This is a genomic window from Streptomyces manipurensis (assembly GCF_049570255.1).
GTDB classification, from domain to species: domain Bacteria; phylum Actinomycetota; class Actinomycetes; order Streptomycetales; family Streptomycetaceae; genus Streptomyces; species Streptomyces manipurensis.
The window spans coordinates 7,168,310-7,184,378 of the sequence record NZ_CP186950.1 but is presented as its reverse complement, the minus strand read 5'-3'; the positions used below and the strand labels follow the sequence as shown (position 1 = coordinate 7,184,378).

Annotated in this window: 14 protein-coding genes and 6 pseudogenes; 10 read left to right on the top strand and 10 right to left on the bottom strand. The window is 73.3% G+C overall.

From position 1 onward, the window contains the following. Window positions 1-81: 81 nt before the first annotated feature. Together ACPU2J_RS32675 and ACPU2J_RS32670 are read right to left on the bottom strand one after the other, a co-directional pair. Window positions 82-204, bottom strand: a complete 123-nt coding sequence (locus tag ACPU2J_RS32675) for a hypothetical protein (RefSeq protein WP_420078412.1) — start codon at window positions 202-204, stop codon at window positions 82-84. A 334-nt stretch (window positions 205-538) separates the two neighbouring features. After that, window positions 539-1,063: pseudogene (locus ACPU2J_RS32670) on the bottom strand (cytosine permease); the annotation flags it as partial. 128 nt (window positions 1,064-1,191) lie between these two features. On the opposite strand from ACPU2J_RS32670, the gene ACPU2J_RS32665 reads away from it, so the two are divergent. The 8 genes and pseudogenes from ACPU2J_RS32665 to ACPU2J_RS32630 all read left to right on the top strand — a co-directional run. After that, complete coding sequence (locus ACPU2J_RS32665) at window positions 1,192-1,845, top strand: TetR/AcrR family transcriptional regulator (protein WP_423834663.1); 654 nt, start codon at window positions 1,192-1,194, stop codon at window positions 1,843-1,845. Between the two features lie 63 nt (window positions 1,846-1,908). After that, a complete protein-coding gene (locus tag ACPU2J_RS32660; RefSeq protein WP_423834662.1) occupies window positions 1,909-3,534 on the top strand; it encodes an amidohydrolase in 1,626 nt (541 codons plus the stop codon). Between the two features lie 105 nt (window positions 3,535-3,639). Then, on the top strand, window positions 3,640-4,368 hold the full coding sequence (locus ACPU2J_RS32655; RefSeq protein WP_420078415.1) for a TetR/AcrR family transcriptional regulator: 729 nt from the start codon (window positions 3,640-3,642) through the stop codon (window positions 4,366-4,368). 254 nt (window positions 4,369-4,622) lie between these two features. After that, window positions 4,623-5,183, top strand: a pseudogene (locus tag ACPU2J_RS32650) (MAB_1171c family putative transporter); the annotation flags it as partial. Between the two features lie 82 nt (window positions 5,184-5,265). After that, window positions 5,266-5,337 (top strand): annotated as a pseudogene (locus ACPU2J_RS32645) (hypothetical protein); the annotation flags it as partial. 112 nt (window positions 5,338-5,449) lie between these two features. Then, the gene (locus tag ACPU2J_RS32640; RefSeq protein WP_423834661.1) at window positions 5,450-5,572 is read left to right on the top strand and encodes a hypothetical protein; all 123 of its coding nucleotides are present in this window, start codon (window positions 5,450-5,452) and stop codon (window positions 5,570-5,572) included. Between the two features lie 302 nt (window positions 5,573-5,874). Then, the gene (locus ACPU2J_RS32635) at window positions 5,875-6,354 is read left to right on the top strand and encodes a helix-turn-helix domain-containing protein (RefSeq protein WP_420078416.1); all 480 of its coding nucleotides are present in this window, start codon (window positions 5,875-5,877) and stop codon (window positions 6,352-6,354) included. Further along, window positions 6,351-6,782: pseudogene (locus tag ACPU2J_RS32630) on the top strand (toxin); the annotation flags it as partial. The gene ACPU2J_RS32635 and the pseudogene ACPU2J_RS32630, both read left to right, overlap by 4 nt. 171 nt (window positions 6,783-6,953) lie before the next feature. Here ACPU2J_RS32630 and ACPU2J_RS32625 read toward each other — a convergent pair. The 5 genes and pseudogenes from ACPU2J_RS32625 to ACPU2J_RS32605 all read right to left on the bottom strand — a co-directional run. Then, a pseudogene (locus ACPU2J_RS32625) lies at window positions 6,954-7,112 on the bottom strand (beta-ketoacyl synthase N-terminal-like domain-containing protein); the annotation flags it as partial. Between the two features lie 147 nt (window positions 7,113-7,259). After that, window positions 7,260-8,098: pseudogene (locus ACPU2J_RS32620) on the bottom strand (NAD-dependent epimerase/dehydratase family protein); the annotation flags it as partial. A 148-nt stretch (window positions 8,099-8,246) separates the two neighbouring features. Then, complete coding sequence (locus tag ACPU2J_RS32615) at window positions 8,247-9,128, bottom strand: geranyl diphosphate 2-C-methyltransferase (RefSeq protein ID WP_361602181.1); 882 nt, start codon at window positions 9,126-9,128, stop codon at window positions 8,247-8,249. Window positions 9,129-9,146: 18 nt separating this feature from the next. After that, window positions 9,147-10,601: a family 2 encapsulin nanocompartment cargo protein terpene cyclase gene (locus tag ACPU2J_RS32610; RefSeq protein ID WP_423834660.1), complete on the bottom strand. Its 1,455-nt coding sequence runs from the start codon at window positions 10,599-10,601 to the stop codon at window positions 9,147-9,149. Window positions 10,602-10,705: 104 nt separating this feature from the next. Then, a complete protein-coding gene (locus tag ACPU2J_RS32605; RefSeq protein WP_361602175.1) occupies window positions 10,706-12,118 on the bottom strand; it encodes a family 2B encapsulin nanocompartment shell protein in 1,413 nt (470 codons plus the stop codon). Window positions 12,119-12,451: 333 nt separating this feature from the next. Between ACPU2J_RS32605 and ACPU2J_RS32600 the strand changes: the two genes are divergently transcribed. Further along, window positions 12,452-13,009: a hypothetical protein gene (locus tag ACPU2J_RS32600; RefSeq protein ID WP_423834659.1), complete on the top strand. Its 558-nt coding sequence runs from the start codon at window positions 12,452-12,454 to the stop codon at window positions 13,007-13,009. 490 nt (window positions 13,010-13,499) lie between these two features. Here ACPU2J_RS32600 and ACPU2J_RS32595 read toward each other — a convergent pair whose 3' ends face one another. Further along, a complete protein-coding gene (locus ACPU2J_RS32595; RefSeq protein WP_423834658.1) occupies window positions 13,500-14,093 on the bottom strand; it encodes a TetR family transcriptional regulator in 594 nt (197 codons plus the stop codon). Window positions 14,094-14,195: 102 nt separating this feature from the next. On the opposite strand from ACPU2J_RS32595, the gene ACPU2J_RS32590 reads away from it, so the two are divergent. Continuing rightward, window positions 14,196-15,179 (top strand): aldo/keto reductase, encoded by a 984-nt coding sequence (locus tag ACPU2J_RS32590; RefSeq protein WP_423834657.1) that lies wholly within the window; start codon window positions 14,196-14,198, stop codon window positions 15,177-15,179. Between the two features lie 112 nt (window positions 15,180-15,291). On the opposite strand, the gene ACPU2J_RS32585 is transcribed toward ACPU2J_RS32590, so the two are convergent. Then, window positions 15,292-15,540: a helix-turn-helix domain-containing protein gene (locus ACPU2J_RS32585; RefSeq protein WP_420078421.1), complete on the bottom strand. Its 249-nt coding sequence runs from the start codon at window positions 15,538-15,540 to the stop codon at window positions 15,292-15,294. After that, the gene (locus tag ACPU2J_RS32580; RefSeq protein ID WP_423834656.1) at window positions 15,540-16,031 is read right to left on the bottom strand and encodes a DUF2975 domain-containing protein; all 492 of its coding nucleotides are present in this window, start codon (window positions 16,029-16,031) and stop codon (window positions 15,540-15,542) included. Before ACPU2J_RS32580 ends, ACPU2J_RS32585 begins: the two co-directional genes overlap by 1 nt. Between the last annotated feature and the right edge of the window lie 38 nt (window positions 16,032-16,069).

Below are 16,069 nucleotides of genomic sequence, written 5' to 3'. Positions count from 1 at the left end.
CGCGGGCTCCGGTAGGCGGGCTGCGGTACGCGGGAGGGCCCCGGGGCGTGTCCCCGGGGCCCTCCCGCGCGCCGACCGCCGTCAGCGCCCCGAACGGGCGGCGACCACGGTGGGGGACCTGCGCATCAGGGCCGCGTAGAGGGAGGCCGTCACCAGCATGCCCGCCGACAGCGAGAGGTCCACTCCGCCGAGGACGGCGGCCACCGCCCGCGTCCCAGAACGGGCTCCGCGGACTCTCGTCGCAGAGGGCGGCGCCGTCGTACCGGCCGTGGCGCAGCACGATGTCGGTGGCGCAGACCGCGGTGAACGGGCCGATCAGGACGACGCTCAGCTGGAGCGCGTTGCCGACGGTGTCCAGCAGGCCCGCCACGAGCAGTCCGTAGAGGGTCAGCGCGACGGAGACGATCCCGTCGAGGACGACGCTGACGGAGCGGCGCACCCGCAGGCCGACGGCCTGGAGGGCGAGGTCGGCCCGCGCGGCCACGGCGACGGCGAAGGCGAAGGCCGCGGTGAGGGCCAGGGTGATCGGCAGGTACAGCTTCATGATCATCGCGTGGCCGTAGACGCTGAGGGCCAGGGTGGCCACGGCGATCAGGACGACGAGGGCGATCCGCAGACCCGTGCCGGGGGTGACACCGGCCCGCTCCGCGAGGGCGAAGGCGGCCGCTCCTGCGGCGGTGAGGTCGAGGGCGAAGTAGCAGACGGAGAGCAGCCAGCCGCCGATGGCGTTGTTCACGCGGTTGCCGAGGACTCCGTAGAGCGCCCGGGTGATCACCTCGCTGGGCGTGCCCGCCGCCGGGCCCGAGGTGGCGAGCAGGCCGGGGAACACCCAGAAGAGGTTGCCCGCCACGATCACCGCGACGGCCTGCCACAGGCTCAGTCCCATCAGCACCCGCGCGCCGCCGATCACCAGGCTGAGGTAGTTGACGTTCGCGGCGGCCCAGACGGCGAACAGGTCCCGGGGCCGGCCGCGCCGTTCCCCGTCGGGAATGCGTTCCACGCCGTGGGCCTCGACCCGGCCGGCGCGCGCGGGGCGGCCGCCGCCGGACCGTGCGGCGGCCATCGCCTCCGCGGGAGCGCCGCGGGTTCCGGGGAGCGGTTCGGGGGTCGTGGACGCCGCGAGGTCCTCCGTGTGCCGGGGTTCAGCCCGCCTGCTTGCTTATTGGTCGCACACTCAATAGCATCCGCACCATGGCGTCAAGCGTCGGACGCAAACGGATCCGCAAGTCCCCCGAGGCCCGCCGGGCGGAGATCGTCGACGCCGCCACGGCCGTCGCCCTGACCGAAGGGCTGGAGTGCGTCACCCTGCGCCGCGTCGCCGACGACCTGGCCGTCCGGCCGGGCCTGATCAGCCATTACTTCCCCGCGGTGGAGGACCTGGTGGCGGAGGCCTTCGGCACCGCGGCCGGGGTCGAGCTGGACGGGCTGCTGCCCGCCGACCGGCCCACGGGCACGGCGACGGACCACCTCGCCCGCTTCCTCGCCCGCACCTCGGGCGAGGACTACGACGCCATCAGCCGGCTCTGGATCAACGCACGGCACCTCAGCCGCTACCGGCCCGTCCTGCGCGACCGGGTGCGCGAGCAGGAGGCCGCCTGGCGCGGCCGACTGGAGGGCCTCCTGCGCGAGGGCGTCGACCGCGGCGAGTTCCGCACCGCCGACCCGTACGTGTCCACCGTCCAGATCCTGGTCGTCCTCGACGGTCTCGGCGCGCACGCCAACACCGACACCGGCGACCGCCCCGCGGCCGCCACCCGGATGGCCGCCGCCACCGCCGAGCACGCGCTCGGGCTCGCCGGCGGCGCCCTGGCCACCCCCGCCGCGCCGTCCGACCCGGCCCGGTGACCGTCCGATCGGACCCGATGACCTGCTGACCCGCCGAACCGCCCCGTTCCTCCTGGAGCCGCCGTGCACACCTCCCTCGCCCTGTTCTCCGCCCGCCTCCTGGACCCCGTCACCGGTGAGGTGCTGCCCGAGACGGCGCTGGCCGTGTCCGACGGGCGGATCTCCGCCCTGGGCGACGACCGTACGATCCGGTCCCTCGCCGGCGCCTCCAGCACCGTCATCGACCTGGGCGGCGCCGTGGTGACGCCCGGGCTGGTCGACGGCCACCTGCACCCCGTCACCGGCGCCGACCTCACGGCGGGCCTCGACCTGTCGGCCTGCACCGACCTGGAACAGGTGCGCGCGGCGCTGGCCCGGGGTGTGCGGGAGCTGGCACCCGGCGCCTGGCTGCACGGCTGGGGCCTCGACCCGAACGCCTTCGGGGACCGGCCCGTGGACAACGGCCCCTTCGAGGCGGTGCTCGACGGCGTGCCCGCCTTCCTGCTGCTCTTCGACGCCCACTCCGCGGTCGCCAGCCGACGTGCCCTGGAACTGGCCGGCGTGGACGGCCCGCGGGTCTTCCGCCAGGCGTCGGCCGAGGTGGTCTGCGACGACGCGGGCCGCCCGACGGGGCTGCTGCTGGAGGACGCCGCCTGCGAGCTCGTGGAGAGCGTCGCGCCGCGGCCCACGCGCGAGGAGCGCCTGGACCGGCTCGCCGCCACCCTGCGCGCGCTGGCGGCCTCGGGCCTGACCGGCGCGCACGTGATGGACGCGGGCGGCGACAGCCTCGCCTTCTTCGCCCGGCTCGACGAGGCGGGCGAACTGCCGCTCCGGCTGCGCGTCGCGCCCTGGTGCCAGCCCGGCACGGACGCGGCCGGGGTCCGCGCGCTCATCCGGCAACAGGGCACCGGCGGTGCGCTCTGGCGCACCGAGGGCGTCAAGATCTTCATGGACGGCACCATCGACAACGGCACCGCCTGGCTCGAACGCCCCGACTGCCACGGCGAGTCCACCCACGCGTTCTGGCCCGACCCGGACGTCTACACGCGGATCGTCGGGGAACTCCACCGGGCCGGCGTGCCCACCGCGACCCATGCCATCGGGGACGCCGCCGTGCGCCACGTCCTGGACTCCGTCGAGCGGGCCGCGGCCGGCGGCGGGCCCCGGGTGCGCCACCGCGTCGAGCACATCGAGACCGTGCCCGACGACACCCTGCGCCGCTTCGCCGAACTCGGCGTGATCGCGTCCATGCAGCCCACCCACTGCTGCGACTTCACCCGGGCCGACCACACCGACAACTGGTCCCGCCGCCTCGGCGAGGAACGCGCCGCGCGCGCCTGGCGCTGCCGCGACCTGTGGGACTCCGGCGCCACCGTGGTCCTCGGCTCCGACTGGCCCATCGCCCCGTACCCGCCCCTCGGTGTCATGGCGGGCGCCCGGCACCGCCGCCCCGGCCGGGACCTCACCCAGCCCCCGCACGGCCCCGAACAGGCACTGACCGCCCTCCAGGCCCTGCAGGGCATGACCGTCAACCCGGCCCTCGCCGCCGGCGAGGAGCACCTCGCGGGCCGGATCGCCGTCGGCCACCGCGCCGACCTCACCGTCCTCGCGGACGACCCGCTGACCACCTCCGCGACGGACCTGCCCGACCTCCCCGTGCTGCTCACCGTCCTCGACGGCCGGCCCACACACCGCGACCCCTCCCTCTGAGCCGCCGCGCCCGCGTCCCGCACCGTGGCCGGATCACGTTGCAGGGCGCGGGCGTTCGCCGGTCGCGGGAGCGGACCCGCACCGTCCGGCGGGTACGGTGCCGCCATGAACGCTTCCCCCATCAGTTCGAACGACGACCCGGCGGGACCGCTCCCGCGGATCAAGGACACCGCGCGCCGCCACCTGGCCGAGGTGGGGGCCGCGGGCCTGTCACCGGCGGCCGTGGCCCGGGACACCGGCCTCGGCGCCGACGCCGTCGAGGCCCTCTTCCCGCACCGGGACGACCTGCTGACCGCTCTCCTCGTCGACGCCTACGACGCGTCGGGCGCGGCGATGGAGCGGGCCGACGCGGACGCCGTCGCCCGCGGCGCCCGGGCCGGCGCCCGCCTGCTCGCGGTCACCCGGGCCCTGCGGCAGTGGTCCTTCGACCACCCCGCCGAGTTCAGCCTCGTCTACGGGTCTCCCGTGCCCGGCTACCACGCGCCGCAGGACACGGTCGGACCCGCCTCCCGCACCCCGGCGGTCCTCGCGGGCATCCTCGGGGCGGCCCTGGCCGGGGGCGAACTCACCCCGCCGCGGCGGGCGGTGCCCGGCCCGCCCCTGCTCCTGCCCGAGGCGACGGCGCTCTTCGGCGGGGTTCCCGAGGCTCCGTTCTCGGACATCGTCGAACGGGGCATCGTGCTGTGGAGCGGCCTGATCGGGCTGCTGGTGTTCCAGGTCTTCAGCCGTACGCACGACAGCGTGCGCGACGAGGCCGCCTTCTTCGACTACGCCGTCGCGGTGACGGCCGAGGGCATCGGGCTCGAGGTCCCCCTCGGCGGGGCATCCGACTGAACCGTCCGCCGCAGCGCGGCCCTCGCAGGAGACCGGGACGTGAACACCACCAGGACCCTCTGCTTCGTCATCGCGGCACTCGCCTCGTACGCCGCGCTCGTCCACCGCCTCTGCCAGGCGCGGCGCAGTTGGAAGGACAGCGCCTACCGCACGCTGATCACCACCCTGGTGCTGCAGTGCGTGACCTTCGCCATGGGAGCCGTGGCGATGGGGGGCGGGAGCATCCTGGGCGTGGCAACCTCGCCATCCTCCTCATGCACCTGTCGACGGTGGCGTTCTGCGTCAGCGCGCAGATCATCCTGCTGCGGTGGGCGGCGTCCGACGAGACGACGGCGCGCCGGGCGCGCCGGTGGATCGTCACCGGATTCGTCCTCAACATCCTGCTGGTGGCGCTCTTCCTGCTCGCCGACGGGCCGGACCGGCCGCAGACGGACTTCGACACCGGCAGTGGCCGCCCGCTGGTCCTCGTCCACCTCCTGGCCTTCATCGTCTCCCAGGCGGTTCCGTGCGTGACCATCTTCCGCCAGTGCGGCCCGTACGCCCGGATGACCGACAACGCCCCGCTGCGACAGGCCCTGCGCACGCTCTCCGCGGCGGCCGTGATCCTCTTCCTGTACTGCACGGCGCGGACGGTCAACATCCTCACGGCGGCGGCCGGGGTCGACATCGGCCCCTGGAAGCTCGCCTCCAACGTCTTCGGCGCGCTGGGCATCGTCGTCCTGTCCCTGGGCCTGACGAACTCCTCCTGGGGGCCCGCGGCCACCCGGCTGCTGGACTGGGCACGCGCCTACCGGTCCTACCGCGCCCTGTACCCGCTCTGGCGGGACCTGTACGAGTCGTCCCCGGACATCGCGCTGGAACCCCCGGGGGGCCTCGGTCTCCGACCTCGACTACCGCCTGCACCGGCGGGTGGTGGAGATACGGGACGGATGGCGCGATCTGCGCCCCCTACATCGACCGCGCCGCCCCCGGAACGGACCTGCCGGGCGCGGCGGCGGACGGGGCGGGCACCGAGCAGCGGCAGGCCGTCACCGAAGCGGCGCAGATCAAGCGGGCCCTGAGCGCCGAACGGGCCGGGGCCGTGCCCCGCGACAGCAAGGACGCGGGGGATCTCGACGGCCGGAACACGGACAATTTCCGCGCGGAAGTAGCCTGGCTCACCCGGGTCGCGGCGGCCTACAGTAAGCTCGGCGAGGCGAGTTGAGAGCTCCCGCCCGGTTTGCATCCCCCGTCGAACCGGGCGGGACACCCCCGTGTCCCCGCTTTCCTGCGGGCTGGACGGGATGCTCCCCGCCCCGGCTGGCCCGGCCCATCCCCCGAGGGCCGGGCCAGACCGACGTCTGCCGCCGTACGACCCGTCCTTCCCCCGTGGGCCGCGTTAGCTGACAGCTATCGGCGAGACCCAACGTCTGCCGAGTCAGGGCCAATTGTCAACTGACCGCTATTCTGCGAAATGTCCGTATAGCCAGTGGCTATTCCGAGGAGGTGACGAGAGGAAGGTTCACCATGACGGAGACCGGGAACGGGGCCGACGAACGGCCCCTGCTCGCGGTGCGGCTGGACGACCTGTTCAGGACGGTCCGGCCCAAGGGCAGGCACTGGACCAACGCCGAGGTGGCGGAGGAGCTGAAACGGGTCAGTCCCGACCTCAAGGTCGGCGGCGTGTACCTGTCGCAGTTGCGGACGGGCAAGCGCTCCACCCCCTCCCCCGGCCTGCTCGCCGCCCTGGCCCGCTTCTTCGGCGTCTCCGTCGCCTACTTCTTCGACGACGAGGCCGCCCGGTCCGTCCTGAGCGAGCTCGCCGCCGTCGAGGCGCTGCGCCAGTCCGGAGTCCGCGCCGTGGCGATGCGGGCGGCCGGGATGAAGAAGGAGAACCTCCAGGCCATCACGGCCATCATGGACCAGTACCGCCAGCTCCAGGGGCTGCCCCCGGTGAAGGACCCCGCAGATCCCGCGGATGGCGCAGGTCCCGGGGACGCCGGATGAGGGGCTCCCGCAAGGAGCGCGCGGCGGACCAGGACCGCCGCAGCCGGCTCAAGGAGCTCCGCAGGGCCGGCGCCCGGCACCTCGCCGCACTCGGCCTGCCGGAAGCCGCCGACGTGGCCGAGCTGTGCGGCCACCTCGGCGCGGCACGGGGGCGCCCGATCGTCCTCGTCCCGATGCAGATGCCCTCCACCCACCCGTGCGGCATGTGGGTCGCCGCGCGCGACGAGGACCTCATCTTCTACGACGCCAACACCACCGGCGCGCATCAGGAGCACATCATCGTGCACGAGCTGGGCCACATCATCTGCTGCCACCGCGGTGCGGGCGGGCTGGACGAGGCCGCCGCCCGCCTGCTCTTCCCCAACCTCGACCCGCAACTGGTCCGCGACATGCTCCTGCGCGCTGTTGGGGCCCATGTTGAGCAGGAGCCCGGCCACGGAACTGCCATGCAGCCCGTCCACGGCGCGGACCTGCTCCTGCGCTTCGGGACCGGCCGCGGGTGCTCCGAACTCCCCGCCCGCCAGTTGGCGCATCCGGATGCGCAGGGTGCTGAGCTCGCGGTAGCCGCTCTCGGTGAGCGCGGTGATCACCGAGGTCTCCTCGCGGTCGAAGCCGTCGGCCTCCCACCCCGCGTCCTGGACGGCCTCCCGGGCGAGGTCGATCAGCAGCCGGTGCCGGGGGTCCATCGCGGCGGCGTGGCGTGGCGGGATGCCGTAGTGGGCCGCGTCGAAGCGGTCGACGTCGGGCAGCAGGGCCATGGTGTCGGTGTACGGCGAGGACGTGTCCCGCACGTCGTCGCCGAGGAAGCGGCGCTGCGCCAGCGGGTGTCCGGGACGGTGGAGAACCGTGCCCGCGGGACGGTCAGGAGCCGCCAGTACTCGTTCGCGTTCCGGCGCCCGGGAAACGGAGTCGACCACGAAGGGGCGGTCGAACTGGTAGCGGACCTCCTTGAGTTGGCGCAGCAGCGGCGAGAACAGCCCGGCAGCTGACAGCACGGGCGCCGGAATCCTGCGCACGGCGACGAGCCCGGTCCCCGCCTGCGCGGCCAGCAGCCCGACCATCTCCGTACGGAGGCCGCGGGCAGGGTCGGCACGTGCCAGGGCCGGCCCCAGGCGTGTTCCCGGCCGGCCACCTCCACGAGGGCTGCGGCCACGTCGGGGAGGTAGGTCCAGCTGTGCGGGGCGTCGGGGTCGCCGAGGGTGGTGACGGGCCTGCCGCGCAGCACCGGCGGTACGACCCGTCCGGCGAGGTGGCCGCCGTCGGTGACGCCGGGTCCGAAGAAGTCGGAGGCCCGCACCTCGACGGCGCGGATGCGGCCCTGCTCGTGCAGGGCGAGCGCGGTGCGCCACCCCTCGGCGCGCGCACGGCCCTTGGGGCCCGCGGCCGCGAGGGGCAGGTCTTCGGTCAGGGGGCCTTCGACGGGGCCGTAGCCGTAGAGGTTCCCCAGCATGACCAGGACGGCGCCGGTGGCCTCGGCCGCGGTGCAGGCCGAGGCGACGAGCGCGGGCCATTCCTGCGCACAGCGGTGGTAGGGCGGGGCGGCGCAGTGGTGGACGGCCGCAGCGCCACGCGCGGCCTCGGTCAGCCGCCGGGTGTCCGTGGCATCGCACGCGAGGTGCTCGATGCCCGGTTCCGGGCGTCCGCCCGATCTGGTGACGACGGTGACGGCATGGCCCTGTGCGGCGAGGAGCCGGGCGGTGGTGGCGCCGACGGGTCCGAATCCGATGACGACGTGTGAACTCACGCGCGCACCCTGGCGCGGGAGTTGACCGACCTCTTGTCGGCGATCCGGCTCCGGACAACCCGCCGGGGCGCCACGCGCGGGGCCGGGCCCGTCGGTGGCGGGCCCGGCTGTCCGGCGGGTGGTGCCGCCCTGCGGGTGCGGGACCGGCTCAGACCCGGTCGGCCGCGATCAGCACGTACTGGAAGGAGCCGTCCTTGTAGGAGTTGATGAACGCCTCCTCGATCCCCGTGACCAGGGAGGAGGTGGCGCGCAGCTCCCAGTAGGGCAGGGTGTCGGGGGTGAGGTCGATGACGGCCTGCGGTACGAGGCGGTTGTCGGCCATGGCGCGCAGGTACTCGCGGCGGGAGTGGATGTTGCACTCGAAGTGCGCGTTGATCTGGGAGACCCACTTCGAGGGCTGCCCGTAGCGCGGGTTCCAGCAGCCGGTGATCGTGACGTAGCGGCCGCCGGTCTTCAGGATGCGGGAGTGCTCCCCCATCAGGTCGTGGAGGTCGACGTACATGCTGGACTCGTTGTTCCAGGAGCCGGACGCGGAGCCGGTCTCGAAGGGCATGTCGAGCATGTTGCAGACCCGGGAGCGGACGGAGTCCTCGATGCCGAGCTCGCCGGCGCGCTGGTTGCCGAAGTCGGCCTGCTTGGTGGAGAGGGTGACGCCCTGGACCTTGCAGCCGAACCGCTGGTGGGCCATGACCATGGAGCCGCCGCGGCCGCAGCCGGCGTCCACCAGGAGGTCGTCGCGGCCGATCACGCCCAGGTTGTCGAGGAGGATGTCGGTCTGGGCCGACTCCAGCCGGTGCAGCTCGGCCACCAGCTTCTTCTCGTACGCGCTGTCGGCGGGGTTCCCGAGCGCTTCCGTGTCGATGTCGCCGATGCCGTAGTGGTGGTGGTAGAGCCCGTCGACATCGCCGAGACGCAGGTTCACCGGCCGGGCCTCTTCGTTCCAGTAGCGCGCGATGTCCCCCTGGTAGGGGGTCGCCGGGGCCGGGATGAAGGCGGAGGTGCCGACAGCGGGAGTGATCTCAGTGGTCACAGATGAATCCATTCCTCATTACCAGAAGTCGGGCAGGCTGTAGCGGTAGGTGTTGCTCATGTGCCAGTAGTGGTTTCCGTCGACCCATGCGGCGACGCCCTTCAGGAAGCGCAGGACCCGCGGGTCGGGAACGGCCGTCGCCAGCAGGGCGGCTTCGGCCTCGAACGCGTGCATGAGGTCGTTGTGGACCTCGACCGCCTTGAGGTAGCCCTCCTTGTCGGAGAGTCCCTCCTTCTCGGCGATCACCACGGGCAGGTTCAGGTGCTTGCCGGGGCTCTTGAGTTCCTTGGTGTACGAGTACAGGTCGTTGGCCAGGGTGGTGGCGTTGCCGGCAAGCGCGATGACCCGCTGCATGGCGGGGAGGGCGTGCAGGTCCGCCGGCAGTTCGTAGCCGCCGACGGTGTCGGTGATCGTCGGACACGGCCGGAAGTTGTTGAACTGCCGCATCGCCAGGTACTCCCACACCTCGGGGGTGTGGTCCGTCTCGGACCACGCGGCCTCGGCGAGGTACCCCAGGTGCAGCCGGGCCATGTCGTGCCGGTAGCGGTCGGCCTGCGCGGGCGTGGCGGCGGCGGCGAAGTACTCCATGGCGGAGCGGTAGGAGCGCCGGGCGGGGTCCGAGAGCAGGGAGTCCGCCCACGGCGTGTGGTACTCCGGGGTGGTGTGGACAGGGTCCAGCGCGGTGTGCGCGAGGAGCAGCCTGCCGCCGAGGCCGACCGGAGAGCCGCCGTGGTCCTCGCAGTAGCAGTCGTCGACGACGTTCTCGGCGACCATCAGCCGGGTGGCGATCATCAGGTGCTCGACGGTGGGCGCGTCCGGGTGGCAGGCCACCATGTAGCGGCCCACGGAGAATCCGTCGAACTGGTCCTCCCACTCCGGCGGATAGGCCTGTACCTCGTCCACCGCCCACCGCTTGATCCGCCGGCTGACCTCGGACACCCGCACGGGGTCGGGCTCGGGAACGGGGTGGTGGTAGAGGCCCGGGACGGGGCGGCCGGCGGCGGCAGGGGGCGGCTCCGCTGAGGGTTCGGGCAGCGCCACCCAGGCGGCGCGGCGGGCGGGGTGCAGGCCGTCCGTCCCGAGGCCGCTGGGCCCGCCGAGGATCCGCTCCAGGGCGGGGCCGGCCGTGCGTACCGCGGCGGGAGCCGCTGCGGGGCGTTCGCCGCCGGAGGCGGGGCCGGCCGGTGCGCGTGCGGGCAGCGGTACCGTCCCGGTGACCGGGAGTCCGGCGGAGCGGGCCGCGGGGGCGGATGCCGGAACGGCTGCGGGTGCGACCGCCGGGACGGCTGCCGGAACAGCTGCGGGTGCAGCCGCCGCCGGAGCTGCCGGGGCCTGGTGCGGGGCCGGGACGGAGGGCGGTGCGGGCCGGCCGCCGCCGACGCCGTCGGCGCCGCGGCCGAGACCGTGGGCCCCGAAGCGGGCCGCTGCGCCGGGCAGGCTCGACTGCAGAGGGGAAGGCCCGGGGTCGGGCATCCGTGGCTCCTTGAGGGGTGATGGGTCTGTCGTGGCCCGCGGAACGGGCCCTCCGGGCTGCGCGTCGCGCCCGGAGGGCCCGTACACCCGCCGGCCGGAGCCGGTCAGGCGTTGCGCCGGGCGATCTGCACGTTCTCCAGCACGCCGAGCGCGTCGGGCACGAGGATGGCGGCGGAGTAGTACGTGGTGACCAGGTAAGAGATGATCGACTTCTCGTCGATGCCCATGAACCGCACCGACAGGCCCGGTTCGTACTCCTCCGGCAGGCCGGTCTGGTGCAGGCCGATGACGCCCTGGTTGTCCTCCCCGGTACGCATCACGAGGATCGAGCTCGTGTTCTCCTTACTGATGGGGATCTTGCTGCAGGGCAGGATGGGCACCCCGCGCCAGGCCGGGACCTGCTGGCCGCCGAGGTCGACGTGGTCCGGGTACAGGCCGCGGGCGTTGAACTCGCGCCCGATCGCCGCGATGGTCTTCGGGTGCGCGAGGAAGAACTTGGAACCGCGGCGGCGGCAGAGCAGTTCGTCCAGGTCGTCCGGGGTGGGCGGGCCCGAGTGGGTCTGGATGCGCTGGTTGAACGCGGCGTTGTGGAGGAGGCCGAACTCGCGGTTGTTGATCAGCTCGTGTTCCTGGCGCTCGCGCAGGGCCTCGATCGTGAGCCGGAGCTGCTCCTCGGTCTGGTTCATCGGCTCGTTGTAGAGGTCGGCCACGCGCGTGTGGACCCGGAGCACGGTCTGCGCGATGGACAGCTCGTACTCGCGCGGCTTGAGCTCGTAGTCCACGAAGGCGCTGGGCAGTTCGTGCTCGCCCGTGTGGCCGGCCGACATGGCGATCTCGGCCTCGCCGTGCTTGTTCTGGCGCTGCTGCGGGAGCGAGCCGAACTGCTCGATGTGGCTCCGCAGTTGCGGGGCGACCGCCATGACCGAGGCGAAGTCGGTGCGGGAGAGAGTGAGCAGGACGCCGGAGGTCTCGGCGGTGGCCGTGTAGTCGGAGGTGGCGTCGGCGTCCAGCAGGGCGTTCTCGCCGAACCGGTCGCCGTCGGCGAGGACGGCCACCGCGACCTGGTCGCCGTACTTGCCCACCGTGGTCTGGCTGATGCGGCCGTGGGCGATCAGGTGGATGTGCTCCGCGGGGGCGCCGCGCTCGACCAGCACCTCACCGGCGCGGAAGTCGCGCTGGACGCACCGGTCGGCGAGGGTGGCGAGCACTTCCTCGTCGTCGAAGCCGCGCAGCATGGCGAGTTCGCCGAGCTCGCGGGGGATCACCCTGACGCGGGCACCGTCCTGGACGAACTCGATGTGTCCGTCGCCGACGGTGTAGGTCAGCCGGCGGTTCACCCGGTAGGTGCCGCCCTTCGTCTCCACCCAGGGGAGCATCCTCAGCAGCCAGCGGGAGGTGATCTCCTGCATCTGCGGGGCGGACTTGGTCGTGGTGGCGAGATTACGGGCGGCCGCCGTGCCCAGGCTGGTCTGCTGGGGCTGTTCCAGCTGCGCCTCTGGGCTGGTGTCCACGGTCATTGCGGCAGGCTCTCCTTCGTGCGGGCAGTGATGCGGTGCACAGATGCGCACTTCACCGGTGAAAGCAGAAAAATAGGGTGAATACCCGGGCAATCCCTCTGGATCCGGAAGAACACTAACGGCCTACGAGGCCGGCCCCTTGCCAGAGCCGATCGGATTACCTCGAACCGGTGATCTTGAGCCGTACCGTGTTTGGGAGGCCGACCGGACGGTATTCGGACAGCCGTCCCCCGCTTGTTCGCGCCATCACCGAGCGCCCGGCGGGCCCTCACAGGCCCCGCGCGGCGCGAAATCCGGGTGACCTCCACCGCCGCCACCAGGCAGGATGCCCTCATGGGCAAGAAAGTGAGGGCACGGCTCGACGAGGCCGTGGCCACAGGCAGGCCGGTCCGCCTGGACCGTACGGGTATACGCGACGCGGAACGGCTCGACGGGTTCGTCGTCGCCGCACATCCGGAATGGACCCTGCTGGCGCGGTGCACGGACCTGCGGCTCGACGGCTGGGCGGCCGTCCGCACCGGTGACGTGACCGCCGTCCGGCGCCGCGGCGACGAGGACTGTCTGACCGTCAGGGCGCTGAGCCGGCGGGGCCAATGGCCCGTGCGGCCGCCCGAGCCCGCGCTCCCTCTGGACGACCTCCCGGCCCTGGCGCAGGCCGCGGCGCAGGCCTTCGGCCTGATCTCCGTCCACCTGGAGCGGCACGCGCCGGAGGCCTGCCGGGTCGGCGAAGTGGCCGAGACCCGGCCCAAGTCGCTGCGGCTGCGGGAGATCGACCCGGAGGCCCGGTGGCACCGCAAGCCGTCGAGGTTCCCGTACGAGCACATCACCCGGGTGGACTTCGGCGCACTGTACGAGCGGACCCTGCTGGAGTTCGCAGCCCCCGGCACCTGACGAACGGACACCCGGCACCCGGATACGGCCGGGCCGAGTACCGGCAGCCGCCCCAGGGCCTCAGACCCGGGACGCCAAGTCCGGGCAGCCGGGCCCGGGGGCAGGCCGGGGGCCACCTCCGGGGCGCCAGGCCGGGGGCGTCAGGCCCCAGGGGTCCGGCTGCAGGCCGTCAATCCCGAGACATCAGACCCAGGGGATGCGGCTCCGGGCCGTCAGGCCCCAGGGCGTCCGCCTCCGGGGCGTCGATGCCCGGGGCGTCATCCGGGAAGCCAGGCCCGGGGCGCCGGGCCCCGGGCGTCAAGGCCCCAGAGGGTCCGACTGCAGGCCGTCAAGCCCGGGGCATCAGGCCCAAGGGGGTCCACCTCCGGGGCGTCACCCAGGAAGCCAGGCCCGGGGGCGTCAGGTCCGGGGAGCCGCATCTCCTGGGGCGTCGAGACCCGGGGCGCCAGGCCCCGGGCGTCAAGGCCCCAGGGGATGCGGCTCCGGGTCGTCAGGCCACCGGGCCGGCGGACGGGGGCGCCACGAGTCGGCGCACCGCCTCCACCACCGCGGCGCGGTGGCCGGCGAGCTGCCCGACGACCCGGCCCGCGTCGTCCCGGTCCGCGGCCGGACCGCCGACCGCGCCGAACCACGCCTGGGCCAGACCCATCACCAGGGTCAGCAGGTCGGCCGCGGACGGACCCGGGTCGACCAGCCCCGCGTCCTGCGCCCGTCGCACCGCGGCGAGCTTCTCCTCGACGGAGGCGGACTCCGCCTCGCCGGCCCCGGGGCGTTCCAGCTGCTTCCACAGCACCAGCCGCATCAGCGCGGGCCGCGCGACGAGGTGGTCGAAGACCGCTCCCGCGTACCCGGGGAGGTCGTCGGCGTCGAAGGGGACGGACTCCGCTCCCGTTTCGAGCGCCCGCTGGAGCACCGCGTCGAAGAGCTGCTCCTTGTTGCCGTAGTAGACGTAGATGAGCCGCTTGTTCGCCTGCGCCGCCTCGGCGATGCGGTCGACGCGCGCGCCCGCGATGCCGTACGCCGCGAACTCGGAGAAGGCCGCGTCGAGCAGGCGCGCCTTGGTCGCGCTGGAATCCCGTGCCATGAGGCGCAGCCTAGCAAGTAACTATCCGGTTATTGACAAACGGAGCCATGGCGTCGCAAGCTCTATCTATCCAGTTAGTTACTTATCTCGAAGGAGCACGTCATGGAGATCCGCGCACTGGGCGGTCAGGGCCTGGAGGTCGGCGCCGAGGGCCTCGGCCTGATGGGCATGAGCGCCCACTACGGCGCCACCGACGACACCGAGTCGCTGGCCACGATCGACCGGGCCCTGGAGCTCGGCGTCACCCTCCTCGACACCGCCGAGGGCTACGGCCCCTTCCGCAACGAGCAGCTGCTCGGCCGCGCCCTGTCCGGGCGGCGCGACGCGGCCGTGGTCGCGACCAAGACGGGCGTCGAGTTCACCGACGACGGCGCCTTCCGCGGTCACAACGGGACCCCCGACTACATCCGCCGCTCCGCCGACCGCTCCCTGCGCCACCTCGGCACGGACCACATCGACCTCTACTACCTGCACCGCGTGGACCCGGCCGTGCCGGTCGAGGAGAGCGTCGGCGCCATGGCCGAGCTGGTCGAGGCCGGCAAGGTCCGCCACATCGGCCTGTGCGAGGTCTCCCCCGCCACCATCACCCGCGCCCACGCCGTCCACCCGCTGGCCGCCGTGCAGACCGAGTACAGCCTCTTCGAGCGCGGCATCGAGCACGACGGCGTGCTGGACACCCTCCGGGAGCTGGGCATCGGCCTCGTCGCCTACTCCCCGCTCGGCCGCGGGTTCCTCTCGGGCGCCATCACCTCGCCGGACGACTTCACCGCCGACGACTTCCGGCGCACCGACCCCCGCTTCCAGGGCGAGAACTTCCGCCGGAACCTGGCCGTCGTGGACCAGGTGCGCCGGCTGGCCGCCGAGAAGGGCGTCACCCCCTCGCAGCTCGCCCTGGCCTGGACCCTCCAGCAGGGCGCGGTGCCCATCCCCGGCACCAAGCGCCGCCGCTACCTGGAGGAGAACGTCGCCGCCACCGCCGTGACGATCAGCGCGGCCGAACGGGCGGCGATCGACGCCGTGGCCCCGCACGGCGTGGCCTCGGGGGACCGGTACGCCCCCGAGCTGATGGCCTCGCTGAACGGCTGACCGGAACACACCGGACCGGCGGCACCGGGCTGCCGAGGGTGCGGGGCCGGCTCCCCGGTCCCGTCCGCAGGCGCGCCGGCGGGGAACGCTCCGGCCCCCGGCCCGCCGCCGGTCAGCCGTCCGCGACCTCCGCGGCAGCCGCAAGGTCCTCGGCGCCCTCGGGCTCCCAGCGCAGCAGGTCTCCCGGCTGGCATTCGAGCACCTCGCAGAGCGCGGCGAGGGTGGCGAAGCGGACCGCCTTGGCCCGGCCGTTCTTGAGGACGGCCAGGTTGGCCGGGGTGATGCCCACCCGGTCCGCGAGCTCCCCCACGGACATCTTGCGCCGGGCCAGCATCACGTCGATGTCGACGGCGATCGGCATCAGATCACCTCGTCCAGCTCGGCGCGCATCCGCGACGCCTCGCCGTCGCGCGCGACGGCCTGGACGAGCAGCATCCGCAGGACGAGGACGATGAGGGCCACCCCCAGGATGGCCACGCCCACCCCGGCCATGATGACGGTGACGCCCGGGTCCTCCCGCTGGCCCGGTGCGTTGACGGCGGTGACGGCGAACCAGACGAGGGCGGCGGCGACGATCGACCCGATCACGGCGTCCACGTAGCGGAAGGCGGCGTGCGAGAAGACGGTTCCGCGCCGCACCATCGTCACCAGCCGCCAGACGGAGACGAGGGCGACCTGGGCCGCCAGCATGCCCATGATCATGATCAGCCGCAGCGGGGTCAGCGGTAGCGATCCGTCCTCCGGGTCGTTCCCGCTCACCAGCGCCCACACCATCGACACCTGCACGAACACGGTGCCTGCGAGCACCACTGCGAGCACCGCTCTCAGCGCGTGCACGGTCCACTTGCTCATGACCCCCCACCCTTCCATCGAGTCCCGATGGAAATCTA